Source organism: Xanthobacter sp. DMC47, from assembly GCF_056313845.1.
Map to the genome: position 1 here is coordinate 1,545,663 of NZ_JBQUZM010000001.1, position 16,006 is coordinate 1,561,668.

The 16,006-nt window shown below is 69.7% G+C and carries 14 protein-coding genes; 8 read left to right on the plus strand and 6 right to left on the minus strand.

Features of this window, described 5'->3' with window-relative positions; genetic code table 11:
* Nucleotides 1-36: 36 nt before the first annotated feature.
* The 3 genes from ACT54R_RS07145 to ACT54R_RS07155 all read right to left on the minus strand — a co-directional run bounded on the left by ACT54R_RS07145 (nucleotide 37) and on the right by ACT54R_RS07155 (nucleotide 2,539).
* The gene (locus ACT54R_RS07145; protein WP_476324901.1) at nucleotides 37-1,107 is read right to left on the minus strand and encodes a quinone-dependent dihydroorotate dehydrogenase; all 1,071 of its coding nucleotides are present in this window, start codon (nucleotides 1,105-1,107) and stop codon (nucleotides 37-39) included.
* Between the two features lie 8 nt (nucleotides 1,108-1,115).
* On the minus strand, nucleotides 1,116-1,814 hold the full coding sequence (locus ACT54R_RS07150) for an orotate phosphoribosyltransferase (RefSeq protein ID WP_476324903.1): 699 nt from the start codon (nucleotides 1,812-1,814) through the stop codon (nucleotides 1,116-1,118).
* Nucleotides 1,815-1,924: 110 nt separating this feature from the next.
* A complete protein-coding gene (locus tag ACT54R_RS07155; RefSeq protein ID WP_476324905.1) occupies nucleotides 1,925-2,539 on the minus strand; it encodes a DsbA family protein in 615 nt (204 codons plus the stop codon).
* 110 nt (nucleotides 2,540-2,649) lie between these two features.
* On the opposite strand from ACT54R_RS07155, the gene ACT54R_RS07160 reads away from it, so the two are divergent.
* The 4 genes from ACT54R_RS07160 to ACT54R_RS07175 all read left to right on the plus strand — a co-directional run bounded on the left by ACT54R_RS07160 (nucleotide 2,650) and on the right by ACT54R_RS07175 (nucleotide 8,022).
* A complete protein-coding gene (locus ACT54R_RS07160) occupies nucleotides 2,650-3,399 on the plus strand; it encodes a phosphatase PAP2 family protein (RefSeq protein WP_476324907.1) in 750 nt (249 codons plus the stop codon).
* Between the two features lie 96 nt (nucleotides 3,400-3,495).
* Nucleotides 3,496-4,725, plus strand: coding sequence for an argininosuccinate synthase (locus tag ACT54R_RS07165; RefSeq protein ID WP_476324909.1), 1,230 nt, complete (start codon nucleotides 3,496-3,498; stop codon nucleotides 4,723-4,725).
* An 88-nt stretch (nucleotides 4,726-4,813) separates the two neighbouring features.
* The gene (locus ACT54R_RS07170; RefSeq protein ID WP_476324911.1) at nucleotides 4,814-6,922 is read left to right on the plus strand and encodes a LodA/GoxA family CTQ-dependent oxidase; all 2,109 of its coding nucleotides are present in this window, start codon (nucleotides 4,814-4,816) and stop codon (nucleotides 6,920-6,922) included.
* Nucleotides 6,919-8,022, plus strand: a complete 1,104-nt coding sequence (locus tag ACT54R_RS07175) for an NAD(P)/FAD-dependent oxidoreductase (protein WP_476324913.1) — start codon at nucleotides 6,919-6,921, stop codon at nucleotides 8,020-8,022. Before ACT54R_RS07170 ends, ACT54R_RS07175 begins: the two co-directional genes overlap by 4 nt.
* Here the strand turns inward: ACT54R_RS07175 and ACT54R_RS07180 are convergent.
* Complete coding sequence (locus ACT54R_RS07180; protein WP_476324915.1) at nucleotides 8,019-9,905, minus strand: heavy metal translocating P-type ATPase; 1,887 nt, start codon at nucleotides 9,903-9,905, stop codon at nucleotides 8,019-8,021. The genes ACT54R_RS07175 and ACT54R_RS07180 overlap by 4 nt on opposite strands.
* 93 nt (nucleotides 9,906-9,998) lie before the next feature.
* Between ACT54R_RS07180 and mbfA the strand changes: the two genes are divergently transcribed.
* The 4 genes from mbfA to ACT54R_RS07200 all read left to right on the plus strand — a co-directional run bounded on the left by mbfA (nucleotide 9,999) and on the right by ACT54R_RS07200 (nucleotide 12,943).
* A complete protein-coding gene (mbfA, locus tag ACT54R_RS07185) occupies nucleotides 9,999-10,976 on the plus strand; it encodes an iron exporter MbfA (RefSeq protein ID WP_476324917.1) in 978 nt (325 codons plus the stop codon).
* 71 nt (nucleotides 10,977-11,047) lie between these two features.
* Nucleotides 11,048-11,476 (plus strand): MerR family transcriptional regulator, encoded by a 429-nt coding sequence (locus ACT54R_RS07190; protein ID WP_476324919.1) that lies wholly within the window; start codon nucleotides 11,048-11,050, stop codon nucleotides 11,474-11,476.
* Nucleotides 11,412-11,825 carry a carboxymuconolactone decarboxylase family protein gene (locus tag ACT54R_RS07195; protein ID WP_476324921.1) on the plus strand — a complete coding sequence of 138 codons (414 nt, stop codon included), beginning with the start codon at nucleotides 11,412-11,414 and terminating at the stop codon, nucleotides 11,823-11,825. Before ACT54R_RS07190 ends, ACT54R_RS07195 begins: the two co-directional genes overlap by 65 nt.
* A 134-nt stretch (nucleotides 11,826-11,959) precedes the next feature.
* Complete coding sequence (locus tag ACT54R_RS07200) at nucleotides 11,960-12,943, plus strand: zinc-dependent alcohol dehydrogenase family protein (protein ID WP_476324923.1); 984 nt, start codon at nucleotides 11,960-11,962, stop codon at nucleotides 12,941-12,943.
* Between the two features lie 59 nt (nucleotides 12,944-13,002).
* Here the strand turns inward: ACT54R_RS07200 and ACT54R_RS07205 are convergent, their stop codons facing one another.
* Nucleotides 13,003-14,757: a PHA/PHB synthase family protein gene (locus ACT54R_RS07205; protein ID WP_476326423.1), complete on the minus strand. Its 1,755-nt coding sequence runs from the start codon at nucleotides 14,755-14,757 to the stop codon at nucleotides 13,003-13,005.
* Nucleotides 14,758-15,137: 380 nt separating this feature from the next.
* Entirely contained in the window at nucleotides 15,138-15,998 is an 861-nt protein-coding gene (locus ACT54R_RS07210) for a CHAD domain-containing protein (protein ID WP_476324925.1), read from the minus strand.
* Nucleotides 15,999-16,006: the final 8 nt, after the last annotated feature.

Consider the following 16,006-nt stretch of genomic DNA (forward strand, 5'->3'; position numbering starts at 1 on the left):
CGTCGCGGTCAAGGGCGGCGTGCTGCCGCCCAACGGTCAGCGGAAATCGGCGCCCACCGCGTCCGCCACATGGGCGAAGCCGTCGGCCTTGAGGCGGGCGGCGAGGTCGGTCTTGATGCGGCCGACGAGGCCGGGGCCGTGGAACACCAGCGCCGAATAGAGCTGCACGAGGCTCGCCCCGGCCCGGATCTTGGCATAGGCGTCCGCGCCCGAGCTGATGCCGCCGGAACCGACCAGAGGCAGGCGGCCGCCCACGAGGCGATAGAGCGCGCCCAGCCGCTCTGTGGAGAGCGTCATCAGCGGCTTGCCGGAGAGGCCGCCGGCCTCACCCTTGTGCGCGCTGTGCAGGCTCGGCGGGCGCGACAAGGTGGTGTTGCCCATGATGATGCCGTCGATCCCGGTCTCCAGCGCCACCTCGGCGACGTCGGCGAGGCCGGCGTCGTCGAGGTCGGGCGCCACCTTCACCAGCAGCGGCGGACGTTCCGCAAGGTCAGGGACCGAGGCGTTGCGCACGTCGACGAGATGGGCGAGCAGCGCCTCCATCTCCGCCCGGGCCTGCAGGGCGCGCAGGCCCGGCGTGTTGGGGGAGGAGATGTTGCACACGATATAATCGGCGAGCCGGCAGGTGGCGGAAACGCCGGCGGCGTAATCCTCCAGGGTGTCCTCGCTCTCCTTGTTCTTCCCCACGTTGGCGCCGAGGATGCCCTTGCCGCCCGCCGCCCGGCGCTTGGCCAGCCGGTAGACGAAGGGGGCGAGGCCCTCGCTGTTGAAGCCGAAGCGGTTGATCACCGCCTCGTCCTCCTCCAGCCGGAACAGGCGCGGCTGCGGATTGCCGGGCTGCGGGCGGGGCGTCACCGTGCCCATCTCGGCAAAGCCGAAGCCCATCTTCAGCAGGCCGTCGGCAACCTCGCAGTGCTTGTCGAAGCCGGCGGCGAGGCCCACGGGATTGGGGAAGTCGAGACCCCACACGCGGGTGGCGAGCACCGGGTCGTCATGGCCGGAGAGGTCCGGCATGAGGCCCCGCGCCATGGCGCGGACGGCATAGCCGTGCGCCCGCTCAGGGGTCACCAGCCCGAGGAAGGGCCGAACAAGGGCGTAGAGATCCATTTAGGGCGTCACTCGCCGGTGGTGGCGGTGCCGCCGTGGGCCTTGGACCAGGCGTGCGGCTCGTGCAGGAACGATTCGATCTCGGCGACCTGCGCGGATTCGAAGCGGTTCATCTTCTTCACCTGCGCCAGCACGTCCCACCAGGTGGCGAGGCGGTGCAGGCTGAGGCCGGCGCCGTCCAGAATGCCCGCGGCCTCGGAGAAAATGTCGTAAAAGAAGAACACGAAGCAGTGCTGGCACTCCGCGCCGGCATCACGCAAGGCGTTGACGAAATTGACCTTGCTCTTGCCGTCGGTGGTCAGGTCCTCGACGAGGAGCACCCGCTCGCCGGGGGCGAGGTGGCCCTCGATCTGGGCATTGCGGCCGAAGCCCTTGGGCTTCTTGCGCACATACTGCATGGGCAGCATCATCCGGTCCGCGACCCAGGCGGCAAAGGGAATGCCCGCCGTCTCGCCGCCCGCCACCGTGTCGAACTGCTCGTAGCCGATGTCGCGGTAGATGGTGGAGATGCCGAAATCCACCAGCGTCTGGCGCACGCGCGGGAAGGAGATGAGGCGGCGGCAGTCGATATAGACCGGGCTCGCCCAGCCCGAGGTGAAGATGAAGGGCTCGCCGGAGGAAAAGCGCACCGCCTCGACCTCGAGCAGCATCCGCGCCGTCTGCTCGGCGATCGTAGCCTTGTCCGGGAAAGCAGTGACATTCGCCATGGGGAAAGCCTTCGTCGCGGTTTCGTCGCTGGTGTGTGACGCGGATATATCAGAGCCGGGCGGCATTGCCACACCTGCGACCGCAGGGCGCCCCCGCGCCGGGGGAAGTCTTACGCCCGTCGGGCGAGCTTTCGCGCGTGCTCCAGCGCCATCTCCAGCCGGTCGTTGCCCCAGAACAGCTCGCCATCGGCAGTGAAGAAGGTGGGCGCGCCGAACACGCCGCGCGCCTGCGCCTCCTCGGTCTGCGCGCGAAGGCGCGCCTTGTTCACCTCGGATTCGGCGTCGGCGATCTCCTCGTCCCAGAAATGCCCCAGACCGGCGAGCACCTGCCGGACGGTCTCCCGGTCCGAAATGTCGCGGCCCTGCGCGAATTCGGCGGAGAACAGGGCGCGGGTAAAGGACGGCCGGCAGGCATCGTTGAGATGCATGGCCACCCGCGCCGCCAGAAGGCCGTTGGCCGGAAAGGTCGCCGGCTTGGTGATGGGCGGCAGGCGCTGGGCGCTCGCGAGGCGGTCGAGATCCCGCCACATATGCGCGCCCTTCAGGGGATAGACGTTGAAGGGTGAGCTTGTGTAGCCCTGCGCGGCGAAAATGGGGCCGAGCAGGAACGGCTTCCAGTTCACCCGCACATCCGCCAGCTCGGCCAGAGCGGCGATGCGGCAGGCGGCGAGGTAGGAATAAGGCGAGGCGAACTCGTAATAGAAATCGAGGGTGCCGCTGGCCATAGGCTCCTCCGGCCTGTACATCGCGGCGGAAGAGTGCGGCGGGGAAAGCCCCGCGTGCAAGGGTCTGGATCAACAGGCTGGATCAATCCCGGATCGGAGCAGGCGACGCGGTGAAGTGGGTGCTGTTCTTCGCGCTGGTGATCGGGGCCGCGGTGGCGATCCTGTTCACCGTGTTCCCCGAGTGGGACATGGCCATCTCCAGCCTGTTCTGGAACGCCACGCGCCGCAATTTCGGCGTCGCCGGCCTCGGCTGGGCGGCCAACATCCGCACCCTCGCCAACTGGCTGCCGTGGGTCTTCGCCGGGCCGGCCTTCGCCGCCATCCTCCTCAAGTTCATTTTTCCCCGGGGTAAAATGTTCATGCCGTCGCGGGCGGCGGTGCTGCTCGCCGTCACCATGGCGCTGGGGCCGGGGCTCCTGGTCAACGGCATCCTGAAGGAGCATTGGGGCCGGCCGCGCCCGGTGCATGTGGACACCTTCGGCGGCAAGGACACCTTCCGCCCCTGGTACGCCACCGACGGCACCTGCCCCACCAATTGCTCCTTCGTCTCCGGCGAAGGCTCGCTGGGCTTCTGGCTGGTGGCGCCGGCGAGCCTCGTGCCCGGCCCGGCCGGGGCGGCGGCGATGGTCGCGGCGGTCTCGTTCGGCGCGCTGGCGGGGGGCCTGCGCATCGCCTTCGGCGGGCATTTCTTCACCGATGTGGTGTTTTCCGGCGTGCTGGTCATCCTGCTGACCGTCCTGACGCGGCTCTGGCTCTATGACCGGCCGCGCAGCCCGAGCGATGCCTCCCTCGAAGACGCCATCGGCAACGCCGGCCTCGCCTTCCAGGCGGGCCTGCGCCGGCTTCTCGGCAAGGCCTGAGCGGCGCCCGACCCCATCCTTGACCGAGACGGCTTGCCAGAGCGCCGCGCGCGCCTATAGTCCGCGCCGATTTTCCCCAAACATCCGAGAGACGTGATGGCGCGTGACGTGAAGAAGGTGGTGCTGGCCTATTCCGGCGGGCTCGACACCTCGGTCATCCTGAAGTGGCTCCAGACCACCTACAATTGCGAGGTGATCACCTTCACCGCCGACCTCGGCCAGGGCGAGGAGCTGGAGCCGGCGCGCAAGAAGGCGGAGTTGCTCGGCATCAAGCCCGAGAACATCTTCATCGAGGACGTGCGCGAGGAATTCGTGCGGGACTACGTGTTCCCCATGTTCCGCGCCAACGCGCTCTATGAGGGGCTGTACCTGCTCGGCACCTCCATCGCCCGCCCGCTGATCGCCAAGAAGCAGATCGAGATCGCCCGCAAGATGGGCGCCGATGCGGTCGCCCACGGCGCCACCGGCAAGGGCAACGACCAGGTGCGCTTCGAGCTCGGCTATTACGCCCTCGAGCCTGATATCACCGTCATCGCCCCCTGGCGCGAGTGGGACCTGACCTCCCGCACCCGCCTCTTGGAGTTCGCCGAGGCGCACCAGATCCCGATCGCCAAGGACAAGCGCGGCGAGGCGCCCTTCTCGGTGGACGCGAACCTGCTGCACTCCTCCTCCGAGGGCAAGGTGCTGGAAGACCCGGCCGACGACGCGCCGGAATACGTCTACCAGCGCACCATCTCGCCCGAGGAGGCGCCCGACGAGGCCACGCTCATCACCATCGCCTTCGACAAGGGCGACGCGGTGGCCATCAATGGCGAGGCGCTGTCCCCCGCGACCCTGCTCACCAGGCTCAACGAGCTGGGCAAGGCCAACGGCATCGGCCGCCTCGACCTCGTGGAGAACCGCTTCGTCGGCATGAAGAGCCGCGGCATCTACGAGACCCCCGGTGGCACCATCCTTTTGGCCGCCCATCGCGGCATCGAGAGCATCACCCTCGACCGCGGCGCGGCGCACCTCAAGGACGAGCTGATGCCCCGCTACGCGGAGCTGATCTACAACGGCTTCTGGTTCTCGCCCGAGCGGGAGATGCTGCAGGCCGCCATCGACCATTCGCAGGCCTATGTGACCGGCGAGGTGACGGTGAAGCTCTACAAGGGCAACGCCACCGTGGTCGGCCGCAAGAGCCCCTACTCGCTCTACAATCAGGAGCTGGTCACGTTCGAGGAAGGCGCCGTCGCCTACGACCACCGCGACGCCGCCGGCTTCATCAAGCTCAACGCTCTGCGCCTGCGCACGCTGGGCAGCCGCGCCCGCAAGATCTCCGAGTAAGATCGCGGTCGCCGGGGACAGGCGCTTTTTGCGCTTGCCCCCGGCATCGGCTCGGACACACTCCGTCCCGGATACGGGGGGCGGAATCATGGATCGTCGTGAGCTTCTGAAAGGCGCCGCGGGCTCGACCCTGCTCGCGGCCACGGCGGCCCTGCCGGCGCAGGCGGACGCGGCCATGCCCTCCCTGCGCATCCACCCCGCCATCGGCATTGCCCGCGTCGGCAACAGCCCGGACTATTACCTCGCCCCCGAGACCGCGGCCGGCGACCTGCCCGCCTCCGGCGAAGGCCTGTGGGGCGGCCTGCCCCTCGATGCCGCCACCGGCCACCCCCTCACCGCAGACGGCTTTCGCGACGGACAGGGCCGGCTGAAGCGGCAGGCCGTGCGCTTTCGCATCTATGCCTACACCGGCACCGGCTGGCCCACCGGCGAGAGCACCGAGATCACGCTCGGCGCGGTCATCGGCGGCAAGAGGGTCGCCGACATCGTGTGGCAGGCGCACGTCGCCAACAAGAAGCTCAACTGCTTCTCCATGGAGGATGCGCCCGGCCACTTCCCCGCTCTCGCCGGCTTCGCCGACGGCCGGCTGATGCCCATCCGCCGCCCGCAGGACGGCCCCCTCGACAGCCCCGACCGCCTCCGGCGCCTCGTCATCGACCCCGGCCCGCGCGCCCTCTCCGCCCGTGCCGATCAGGGCCGCGTCGCCGCGTTCGCCCACGGCACGCCGGCGAGCTGCCTCGGTGACGGCGGGGCGGTGCGGGCGCTGCCGGACTATCCGGTGAGCTTCCCGCAGGATCATTTCACCCTGCACGTCCCGGCCGATCCGCTGACCAGCCTCGGCGACATGCGGGTGGAGGCCGGGACGGGCCGGCTCATCCTCGCCGGAGGCTTCGGCGCGACGGTGGGCATCATGTCGCCCGAGGGCAAGCCGAACGTGAACGAGCGCAGCGGGGCGGAGAACACCAACTGGTTCGACGACATCGGTGACGGCCCGGTCTCCGCCCGCATCGTGTTCGAGGACGGCTCGACGCTCACGGCCGCCCCGGCTTGGGCGATGTGCGGCGATCCCGGCTTCGCGCCGCAGACCCGCAACGTCGTCACCGCCTGGGACGAGGTCTACGACACCTTCGTCCGCCAATTGGCGCTGGAGCCTGCGCTCTATGCGGGCGGCGCCTTCAGCCCCGGCTTCGCCGCCTCCTTCACGGACGACGCTCGTCCCCTGTTCCACGCGGTGATGCTCCAGCGCTGGAACACCAATCTGCCGGCGCCCGCCATTGCCGCCCACAACCGCATCGGCGCCATCACCCCGGCCGACCGGCCCACCGACAAGATCCCCGACTTCGACGCCCTCATCCGCAATCCGGACAACCCTAAGAGCCTCCTCCAGGGCACCCCCATGATGCCGCTGGCGCTGGGCGATACGGACCGGCCGTTTCTCACCCTCACACCCACGCAATATTACCTGCTGCGGCAGTGGCATAAGGGCGTGTTCACGCCCCAGCGCCGCCTCAGGCTCGGCGCCGGCGAGGAGATGGACCGGGTGGCGCTGGCCAATTGCCTCGGCGGGCGCTTCAGCCCCGGCATCGAGGTGTCCTATCCGGTGCGCGACCCGAACCTCTTCGTGCAGGACTGGGCGCGCACGCCCGGCGGACCATTCCGCATCAATGCCGCGCCGCTCGATTACTCGAAGGCCCGGGCCGACCGGGCGTTCCTGACGGTGGGCTACATCCCGCTGCGCCCGTTCCCGCTGGAGCCGGGCGACTTCTCCAAGTTCATGGCCGCGCCCTGGCACACGGACTACAACCACTGCGCCTCCCATCCGCCGGAGAGCCCGTCCAACACCGACCAGACGCTCTACTGGTCCTGGCCCGCTGAGCGGCCGGTGGTAGTCTATCCGCAGGCGCTGGCGCGGTTCGATCCCGCCACCGGCTGGACGCCGGGACGCCAGCTGTTCGCAGTGCGCGGCGCGGGGACGACCACGATCTATCCGGCCAACGCCGGACGCTTCCAGAAGGCGGCGGACTTCCTCGTCAACTGGCAGAAGGTGGGCTTCGTGGTGCAGGCGAGCCGGATCAATCCGGATGCCCGGCCCGCCGCGCCCGAGGACCCGTTCCTCGAAGTCGCCTGCTTCTTCGAGAACGACACGAGCCAGATGGTCGCCCCCTGGCCCACCTTCAACACTCCGCCCGCCCCGTGAGCGCTGCGCCGGAGCGGGTGGGCATCGCCATCATCGGCGCCGGCCCCGCCGGCTGCGCCACGGCCATCGCGCTGGCGCGGCACGGCATCGGCCATGTGGCGCTGTTCGAGGCTGGCGCAGGGGATAGCCCCCGCATCGGCGAGACCATCCCCGGCGCCGCGCTGCCGCTGCTCTCCCGCCTCGGTGTCGTGGAGCGCTTCACTGCGCGCGGGCATCTGCCGTCGCTGGGCTCGACCGCCATGTGGGGCAAGGCCGAGCCTCACCACAACGACGGCTTCGCCAATCCCTTCGGCGGCGGCTGGCATCTCGACCGCGCCGGCTTCGATGCGGATCTGAGGGCGCAGGCGCAGGCATGCGGCGTGGCCCTCCACGCGGGCCGGCTGCGGATGATGGCGCCGGAGGAGACGGGCCACTACCTCGGCTTCGAGGGCGCGGACGGGCCATTCGAGGTCACGGCCGGCCTCGTTGTGGATGCGAGCGGCGTGCGCGGGGCAGCGCTGCGCAGCCTGAAGGTAGCGCGCAATTCCGTCGATGCCATCGCCTTTCACTGGAGCCTCCTCACCCTCGCGGAGCCGGAGGCGATGCCCGCCCGCACCTTCCTCGAAGCCGCCCCCGAGGGCTGGTGGTACGCGAGCCGCATCCCCTGCGGGCAGGTGGTGGTGGGCGTCGCCACCGAAGTGGGTGCGCGCTTCCCCGATGGCGCCGCCTTCCGCGATGCCCTGGTTGGCACGCGCCTCGTCGGTCCCAAGCTCATGCGCGGCCGGCCGCTGGATGGGGGCGCCCCACGCATCGCCATCGCCCCCACCGCCATATTGAGCGCCGTCGCCGGCCCCGGATGGCTCGCCGTGGGCGATGCCGCCGCCTGCCTTGATCCTTTGCTCTCGCAGGGCCTCACCCGCGCACTGGAGGACGGCCTCGCCGCCGCCGACGCCATCGCCGGGGCGCAGGCGGGGGACGCCGGCGCGTTCAGAGCTTATCAGGATCGCGTGTTCGCCCGCTTCACCGCCGGCGTGCGGCTGCGCGCAGCCTTCTATGCCGGCGAGACACGCTGGCCCGACGCGCAATTCTGGCGCCGCCGGCAGGCCCAAGCGGCCGCCTAGGACTCGGCTCCCTCCCCGGGCCCGGGAATGAGCACCCGCAGGGCGTTGAGGATGACCACCACGTCGATGGCCTCCTGCAGGAGCGCCCCCTGCACCGGCTGGAGATAGCCCAAGGCAGCCACGACCATTCCCGCCAGCGACAGACCGATGCCCCAGCGCACGCTCTGCCGCGCGATGGCGAGGGAGCGGCGGGCGATGGCCATGGCCTCGGCGAGGCGGTCGAGCCGGTCCACCAGCAGCACCGCATCGGCCACCTCGGCGGAAGCAGCCGCACCCCGCGCGCCGAGTGCGACGCCGATGTCCGCGGCGGCGAGGGCCGGCGCGTCGTTCACGCCGTCGCCCACCATCATCACCGCGCCGCCGTTGGCGGTCTCGCGCGACAGCGCGATGTGGGCGATCTTGCCTTCCGGCTTCAGTTCACCGGTCCAGGCGTCGAGGCCGAGGTCGCGGCCCACCGCATCCACCGCCTCGGCCCGGTCGCCGGAGGCCAGCGCCACGTGCAGAACGCCACTGCGGCGCAGCGCGGCGATCATGTCGGCGGCATCGTCGCGCACCGGATCGGCGAACAACAGCAACCCCGCCGGGCGGCCATCCACGGCCACCGCCACCACGGCGCTCGCGGGGGGAAGCTGCGCGCGCAGTTCGCTCCAGTCGCCGCTGGCGCGGGCGGCGACATAGGCCGTGCCCCCCACCGCGACCGTGCGGCCATCCACCCATCCTTCCAGTCCCGCGCCACCGTCTTCCTTCACTGCGCGAGGCGGCGAGAGGGCGAGGCCCCGCTCCTGCGCGGCGTGGACCAGCGCCCGCGCCACCACATGGCTCGACGCCTGATCCAGCGAAGCGGCGAGGCGCAGCACCTCCTCGGGCTCGAAGTCCGGCGCGGTGCGCACTTCCTCCAGCTCGGCACGGCCGTGGGTTAGGGTGCCGGTCTTGTCCACCACCAGGGCGCGGACGCGCGCCAACTTCTCCAGCGCGCCGCCGCTCTTCACCAGCACGCCGCGCTTCGCCGCCCGCGACAGGCCGGCCATGAGGGCCACCGGCACGGCGAGGATGAGCGGACAGGGCGTCGCCACCACCAGCACCGCCAGCGCCCGGCGCGGATCATGCGCGAGGATCGCCGCGCCGATGGCGAGGGCGAGGGAAACGAGGAGGAAGGCAAAAGCATAACGGTCGGCGAGGCGCACCATGGGCGCCCGGCTCGATGCCGCCTCCTCCACGAGGCGAACGATGCCCGCATAGGTGCTGTCCGCCGCCGGCCGCAGGATGGCGAGATCGAAGGCATCGCCTGCGTTGACTGCGCCGGAGGGTGCCTCCTCGCCGTCCTCAAGCCGCGCCGGCCGCGTCTCGCCGTTCAGGGAGGACAGGTCCAGCACCGCCGGCCCGCCGATCACCGCGCCGTCCGCGGGCACGGTGTCGCCCGAGCGCACCAGCACGCGGTCGCCGGCCACGAGGTCCACCACCGGCACCACCACCAGCCCGCCGTCGCGATGCAGCACCGCGTCACGCGGAGCGCGGGCCACAAGCGCGGTCATCTCCCGCCGCGCGCGGCCCTCCGCGAACCGCTCCAGTTGCTGGCCGCCCGCATACATGAGCGCAACCACGTTGCCGGCCAGCGGCTCGCCGAAGGCCAAGGCCGTCGCCATGGAGAGCGCGGCCAGCACGTCGAGCCCGAACCGGCCCGCGCGCAGGGAGCGGGCGATATCGACGAGCAGCACCGCAAGCACCGGCACCGTGCCGACCGCGAAGGCGGTCGAGGCGGCGGCCTTCATCCCCGCAAGCTGCAGCAGCAGCCCCACAGCCAACGGCACCACGGCGGCGGCGAGCAGGAGGGTGCGGCTGCGCCCGGTGGCAGCCTCGCTCTGGATATGTCCCGGCTCCGGCATCTCTCCCCCGTGCGGCGATTTGGTCGCACTGACGTCGCTGTTGTCGCGCGCAGATCAGATTGTTAGAAGAGTTCTAAACAGGAGTCACCCGGCATGTTGTCGTTCCTCTCCGGCCGCCGCCGGTTCGCAGACCTTTCGGAGCGGGAAATCCTCGCCCTCGCCATCTCCTCCGAGGAGGACGACGCGCGCATCTACATGGAATATGCGGACGCGCTGCGCGGCGAGTATCCCGACACGGCCAAGGTGTTCGAGAGCATGGCGGCGCAGGAGCGCGGCCACCAGACGAGCCTCACCCGGGAATATGAGCGGCGCTACGGCGGCACCGTGCCGCTGATCCGCCGCGAGAGCATCGCCGGCTATTATGGCCGCCGGCCGGTCTGGGCCGTGGTCAATCTCGGCATCGACCGCATCCGCTCCGAGGTGGGGCGGATGGAGGACGAGGCCGCCACCTTCTATCTGAAGGCGCAGAAGAAGACGTCCGATCCCGACACCCGCAAGCTGCTGGAAAGCCTCTACCAGACCGAGCTGCAGCACGAGGAGATCGCCGGCAACCTCGCCGACCGCTATCTGCCCGCCGACAAGAAGAAGGAAGAGGACGAGAAGGCCCGCCGGCAGTTCCTTCTCACCTTCGTGCAGCCGGGCCTCGCCGGCCTGATGGACGGCTCGGTCTCGACGCTGGCCCCCATCTTCGCCACAGCCTTCGCCACGCAGGATTCCCACACCACCCTGCTCGTCGGCCTCGCCGCGGCGGTGGGCGCAGGCATCTCCATGGGCTTCACCGAGGCCCTGCACGACGACGGCGTCATCTCCGGCCGCGGCTCGCCGGTGAAGCGCGGCCTTGCCTCCGGCATCATGACGGCGGTCGGCGGCCTCGGCCATGCCCTGCCCTACATCATCCCGGAATTCTGGACCGCGACGGCCATCGCCATCATCGTGGTGTTCGTGGAATTGTGGGCCATCGCCTTCATCCAGAACCGCTACATGGAAACGCCGTTCTGGCGCTCGGTCTTCCAGGTGGTGCTGGGCGGTGCGCTGGTGCTGGCGGCCGGCATTTTCATCGGCGGCAGCTAGTCGAAGACGCGCTTGACTTAGAGCGCACTCTAACCCGTAGCTTCCTCTGCGTCGTGACGAAACAGGTGCTCATGAAGATCGGTGAACTGGCCAAACGCTCGGGACTTTCGGCCCATACGATCCGCTATTACGAACGGATCGGGCTGCTTCCCTATGCCGACCGGGATCGATCGAGCCAACGGGACTATGACGCATCCATCCTGACCTGGATCGAGTTTCTCGGGCGTTTGAAAACGACCGGGATGCCGATCCGTGACATGTTGCGCTATGCAGCCTTGCGGGAGCGCGGCCCCGGCACGGAAGCCGAACGCCACGACCTGCTAAAACAGCATCGCGAGCGGGTTCGTGCCCATCTGGCCGAACTCGAAGCCTGTCTTCTCGTCCTCGACACCAAGATCGCCGGATATGCCGGCGAACAACAGAGGACGACGGACGATGACCCAACACTTCCAGAGCGCCGGCGAAAGCCGGTTGGAACGCGGACAGCGCGCGCTCGCTGAAATCGACGGAGAGGCCGGGGCCAAGGTCATCGCCGCGCTAGCCGACGTTGCTCCCGACTTCGCCACCTACATCCTCGAATTTTCCTTCGGTGATATCTACAGCCGTCCGGGTCTCGGCCTTAAGGCGCGGGAAATTGCTGCCATTGCTGCGATGACGGCGCTGGGCAACTGCGCACCGCAACTGAAGGTCCATATCGAGGCCGGTTTGAATGTCGGTCTTTCCCGCGAGGAAATCACCGAAGTCATCATGCAGATGGCGGTTTATGCGGGCTTTCCGGCAGCGCTCAACGGCCTGTTCGCGGCCAAGGAGATTTTCTCGCAGCGGACAGATCAAGACATGGCGAAATGAGACCATCGGTTCCAGAAGAGAGGAAGAAGCCTTTTGATGAATGGCACCGTCGTGATTTCCGGCTGTTCGCGTTGCGGGAAATCATGGCCCGTCGCGGCCCGGCGTGAGAGGCTTCCTCATCCTGGGAGGCCCTCATGCGCGCCATGGTGCTGAAACAGATCGGCGGTCCCCTCGTCGCCGAGGAGCGGCCCGATCCCGTGCCGGGGCCGGGGGAGGTGCTCATCACGGTCGGCGCCTGCGGCGTCTGCCGCACCGATTTGCACGTGGTGGACGGCGAGCTGCCGCAGACAATTCTACCCATCATCCCCGGTCATGAGATCGTCGGGCGCGTCGCGGCGCTGGGTGCCGGGGTGTCCCATCTCACGATCGGGGAGCGGGTGGGCGTCGGCTGGCTCGGCCGGGCCTGCGGCTGCTGCTCCTATTGCGAGGAGGGCGCGGAAAATCTCTGCGACACGCCGGTCTTTACCGGCTGCACCCGCGACGGCGGCTTCGCCAGCCATACGGTGGCCGATGCCCGCTTCGTCTACCCCCTCGGCGAAGAGGGCGAGGACATCGCGCTGGCCCCTTTGCTCTGTGCCGGGCTCATCGGGTGGCGCACGCTGAAGATGGCGGGCGAGGGCAAGCGCATCGGCCTCTATGGCTTCGGCGCCGCCGCCCACATCATCGCCCAGGTGGCGCGCTGGCAGGGGCAGGAAATCTACGCCTTCACCCGGCCCGGCGACACGCGGGCGCAGGATTTTGCCCACGCGCTCGGTGCCGTCTATGCCGGCGGCTCTGATGCCCCGGCACCGGAGCCGCTGGACGCCGCCCTCATCTTCGCCCCGGCGGGCGAGCTGGTGCCGCAGGCGCTGAAGGCCGTGCGCAAGGGCGGGCGCGTGGTGTGCGGCGGCATCCACATGAGCGACATCCCCGCCTTTCCCTATCGCTGGCTGTGGGAGGAGCGGAAGATCCTCTCCGTCGCCAACCTCACCCGCGCCGACGCCCGCGAATTCCTCGCGCTGGCGCCCGAGGCCAGCATTTCCACCCACGTCACGCCCTATCCCCTCGCCGACGCCAACCGCGCGCTGGATGACCTGCGCGGCGGGCGGCTCGAAGGGGCGGCGGTGCTGGTGCCTTAAAGCATTTTGACGCGAAGTGAATCCGGTTCGCGTCAAGAACATGCGTCTCGTGAAATTCCTTACCGCTGCATCACATAGGTGCCGGGCGCGGGGCAAAGCACCGGATAGCCGGGCGCGCCCAGAGGCGGCAGGCCGCGGCCCGGAGCAGAGCGGGCGGAGAGCCACGCCTCCCACGCCGGCCACCACGAGCCCTCCTCCACCGGCGTCGCCTCCACCCACTGGTCGGGCCCGAGATGGTGGTCGCCGTGGCGGGTCTCGTGCAGGCGGAAATGCCGGTGCTTGTGCCCCGGCTCGCTGACGATGCCGGCATTGTGCCCGCCGGAGGTCAAAACGAAGGTCACGTCCGTGTCGGTCAATTGGTGGATCTTGTAGACCGAGCGCCACGGGGCGACGTGGTCGCGCTCCGTGCCCACCACGAACAGGGGCACGCCGATGTCCTGCAGCGAGACGGGGCGACCGTCCACCTTGTAGCGGCCGGCGGCGAGGTCGTTGTCGAGGAAGAGCTGGCGCAGATACTGGGAGTGCATGCGGTAGGGCATGCGGGTGGCGTCGGCGTTCCAGGCCATAAGGTCGCTCATGGGCGCGCGCTCGCCCATCAGGTATTCGTGGACGAGGCGCGACCAGACGAGATCGTTGGAGCGCAGCATCTCGAACGCGCCAGCCATCTGCCCGGACGAGAGGACGCCCTGGTCCCACATCATGCTTTCGAGCGTGTAAAGCTCGCCGGGATCGACGAACAATTGCAGCTCGCCGGCCTCGGAGAAGTCCGTCTGCGCCGCAAACAGCGTCACCGAGGCGAGGCGGTCGTCGTCGGCGCGGGCCATGGCGGCGGCGGTGATGGAAAGCAGCGTGCCGCCGAGGCAATAGCCCACGCCGTGGACCTTCTCCCCCGGCACCACCGCGTTGATGGCCTCCAGCGCGGCCATAACGCCCTCGCGGCGATAGTCGTCGAAGCCGAGGTCGCGGTCCTCCGCCGTCACGTTGCGCCAGGAGAGGCAGAACACCGTGTGGCCCTTGGATACGAGATAACGGATCAGCGAATTCTCGGGCGAAAGGTCGAGGATGTAATACTTCATGATCCACGCCGGCACGATCAGCACCGGCTCGGCGGCGACCGTCGCGGTGGTCGCGCGATACTGGATCAGCTCCACGAGATGGTTGCGGAAGATCACCTCGCCGGGCGTCACCGCCACATTGCGGCCGGCCTCGAACGCCTCGGCGCCCACCGGCGGCTGGCCGGAGGCCTTGCGCGCCGCATCCTCCATGAAATTCCGCGCGCCCTGCACGAAATTGAGCCCGCCCGTCTCCCGCGCCCGCCGCAGCACTTCCGGATTGGTGAAGGGCGAGTTGGACGGTGAGAAGACATCCAGCATCTGGCGGGCGGCGAAGGCCACCACCGCCTCGTTGTGGGGCGCAACGCCGGGCACGCCGTGGGTGGCGTTGTGCCACCATTGCTGGTTCAGCAAAAAGGCCTGGTACCAGAAGCGGAACGGCCAGTCCTGCCACGCCGGGGCACTGAACCGCTCGTCCCCCGGCAGGGGCTGGATGCAGTTGGGAAAGCTGCGGTCGAAGCTGGAGGCCACCGTGTAGGCGCCGAGCCGCGCGGACTTGCGCCACGCCTTCAGCGCAAGCTCCGCCTGCTTGCCGGGCGCGGCGGCAAGGTGCATCCACCAGTCCATCACGGACAGGCTGAGCGCGATGGGCGACAGGCCCGAGGTGGCGCGGGCGGAGAGCGCGGCGGCGGCGCGGTCCACCGCGCGCAGGGCTTCCGGCCCCGGCCCGTGCTCGAAATCCTCCTCGTCGTGGAAGGCCATCCGCGCCCACGCCTGCGCGAACAGGCGCCCGGCCTCCGGCAGCTTGGAGAAGTCCATGGCGGCGCGCGCCAGATCGGCGGCAGAGGCCGGCGCACCCTGTGCGGGCACGGCGGGCGCGGGGGCAGGCCCCGGTGCGGCGACGGGCGCGCCACCCACGGTCTGGGGGTGGATACGGGGCGAATTGGCGGGCACGTTGACCATCGGCCGATCTCTTCAGGGCGCGGAGGCGCCCGCGATTGGAACACACGGCTGACGCAGGCCCGGAACGGGTCCAGCGTCAAACCTTACGCTCAAGCTCTTGCTGCCTCAGCTTTTACCGCTTCTCGCGGCGCTTTGATGACGATCAGGCCGCGCCGAGGCCGGGCCGGCAATGATGCGCGTCAATCGGACGCCGCGCCAACCTGCTCCCGGCAGGTGGCGCGGAAGGCCTTGGCGCTGTGTCGAAACAGTGCCGCGTGCTGCCGCAGCGCCCGCTTGCGCAGCCGCTTCTGCGCCCGGTCCATGGCGAGGGCGAGCCGCTCCCGCGTGCCCTCCGCCAGCCCATCGCCCGCCGCTTCCAGCATGGGCCGCAGGGTCTCGATGTCCTGATAGGCGCCGAGCAGGTCGCGCAGCCGTTGCGCCGCGCGGGCGCGCTTGGCGCCATGGTCGAAGGCGTCGGCGAGGAAGCTCATCTGGTAGCGGTGGGTGACGACCCGCTTGCGCGCCTCGTGCATGGCCTCCGGCGTGTCGAAGGGCGCGCGGCGGGCCTGTTTGTAGGCCTTCACGAGCCCCTTTGGCACATCAGCCTCCCGCGCCTGCGCCGCCAGCGTGTCGGCGAGGAGCGCGCGGGCGGAGACGAGGAAGCCGCCCAGCGTCGCGCGATGCTCGCCGCCATCCTCGGCCGCGTCCTCGCCCAGCGCCGCCTCGGCGTCGGTCTGGTCGCAGGCGAGGAGGAAGCCGCCCTTGGCCATCACCTCCAGCGCATCACGGGCCGCCACCTGGTCGCGGGCGCCGGAGAGCGCGCGCGCCACCTCCGCCGTGCGCCGGCGCTCGGCCTTCGCATCGTCGCCCGGAATGAGGCGGAGCAGCGCGCGATACTGCTTCATGGCCTTGCGGGCGTCGTGGACCATCTCCTCGGGGTCGGGATCGGCCACCGCCGCGGCCACGTTTTCGAGGGTCGCTGCCAAGGCGTCCGCCAGCGCGTCTCCCGGGGCGCGGGGCGGGGGCAGGCGTTCGGCGTGGGGAGTCGCGACATCCAGCATGGGCAAGT

Excerpts from the sequence above, each read along its gene's own strand:
- ACT54R_RS07205 (WP_476326423.1), bottom strand. The coding sequence starts at position 14,757 with ATGGCCTTCCACGACGAGGAGGATTTCGAGCACGGGCCGGGGCCGGAA.
- ACT54R_RS07145 (WP_476324901.1), bottom strand. The coding sequence starts at position 1,107 with ATGGATCTCTACGCCCTTGTTCGGCCCTTCCTCGGGCTGGTGACCCCT.
- ACT54R_RS07150 (WP_476324903.1), bottom strand. The coding sequence starts at position 1,814 with ATGGCGAATGTCACTGCTTTCCCGGACAAGGCTACGATCGCCGAGCAG.
- mbfA (WP_476324917.1), top strand. The coding sequence starts at position 9,999 with ATGTTGTCGTTCCTCTCCGGCCGCCGCCGGTTCGCAGACCTTTCGGAG.
- ACT54R_RS07155 (WP_476324905.1), bottom strand. The coding sequence starts at position 2,539 with ATGGCCAGCGGCACCCTCGATTTCTATTACGAGTTCGCCTCGCCTTAT.
- ACT54R_RS07180 (WP_476324915.1), bottom strand. The coding sequence starts at position 9,905 with ATGCCGGAGCCGGGACATATCCAGAGCGAGGCTGCCACCGGGCGCAGC.
- ACT54R_RS07210 (WP_476324925.1), bottom strand. The coding sequence starts at position 15,998 with ATGCTGGATGTCGCGACTCCCCACGCCGAACGCCTGCCCCCGCCCCGC.
- ACT54R_RS07200 (WP_476324923.1), top strand. The coding sequence starts at position 11,960 with ATGCGCGCCATGGTGCTGAAACAGATCGGCGGTCCCCTCGTCGCCGAG.
- ACT54R_RS07170 (WP_476324911.1), top strand. The coding sequence starts at position 4,814 with ATGGATCGTCGTGAGCTTCTGAAAGGCGCCGCGGGCTCGACCCTGCTC.
- ACT54R_RS07190 (WP_476324919.1), top strand. The coding sequence starts at position 11,048 with ATGAAGATCGGTGAACTGGCCAAACGCTCGGGACTTTCGGCCCATACG.
- ACT54R_RS07165 (WP_476324909.1), top strand. The coding sequence starts at position 3,496 with ATGGCGCGTGACGTGAAGAAGGTGGTGCTGGCCTATTCCGGCGGGCTC.
- ACT54R_RS07195 (WP_476324921.1), top strand. The coding sequence starts at position 11,412 with ATGACCCAACACTTCCAGAGCGCCGGCGAAAGCCGGTTGGAACGCGGA.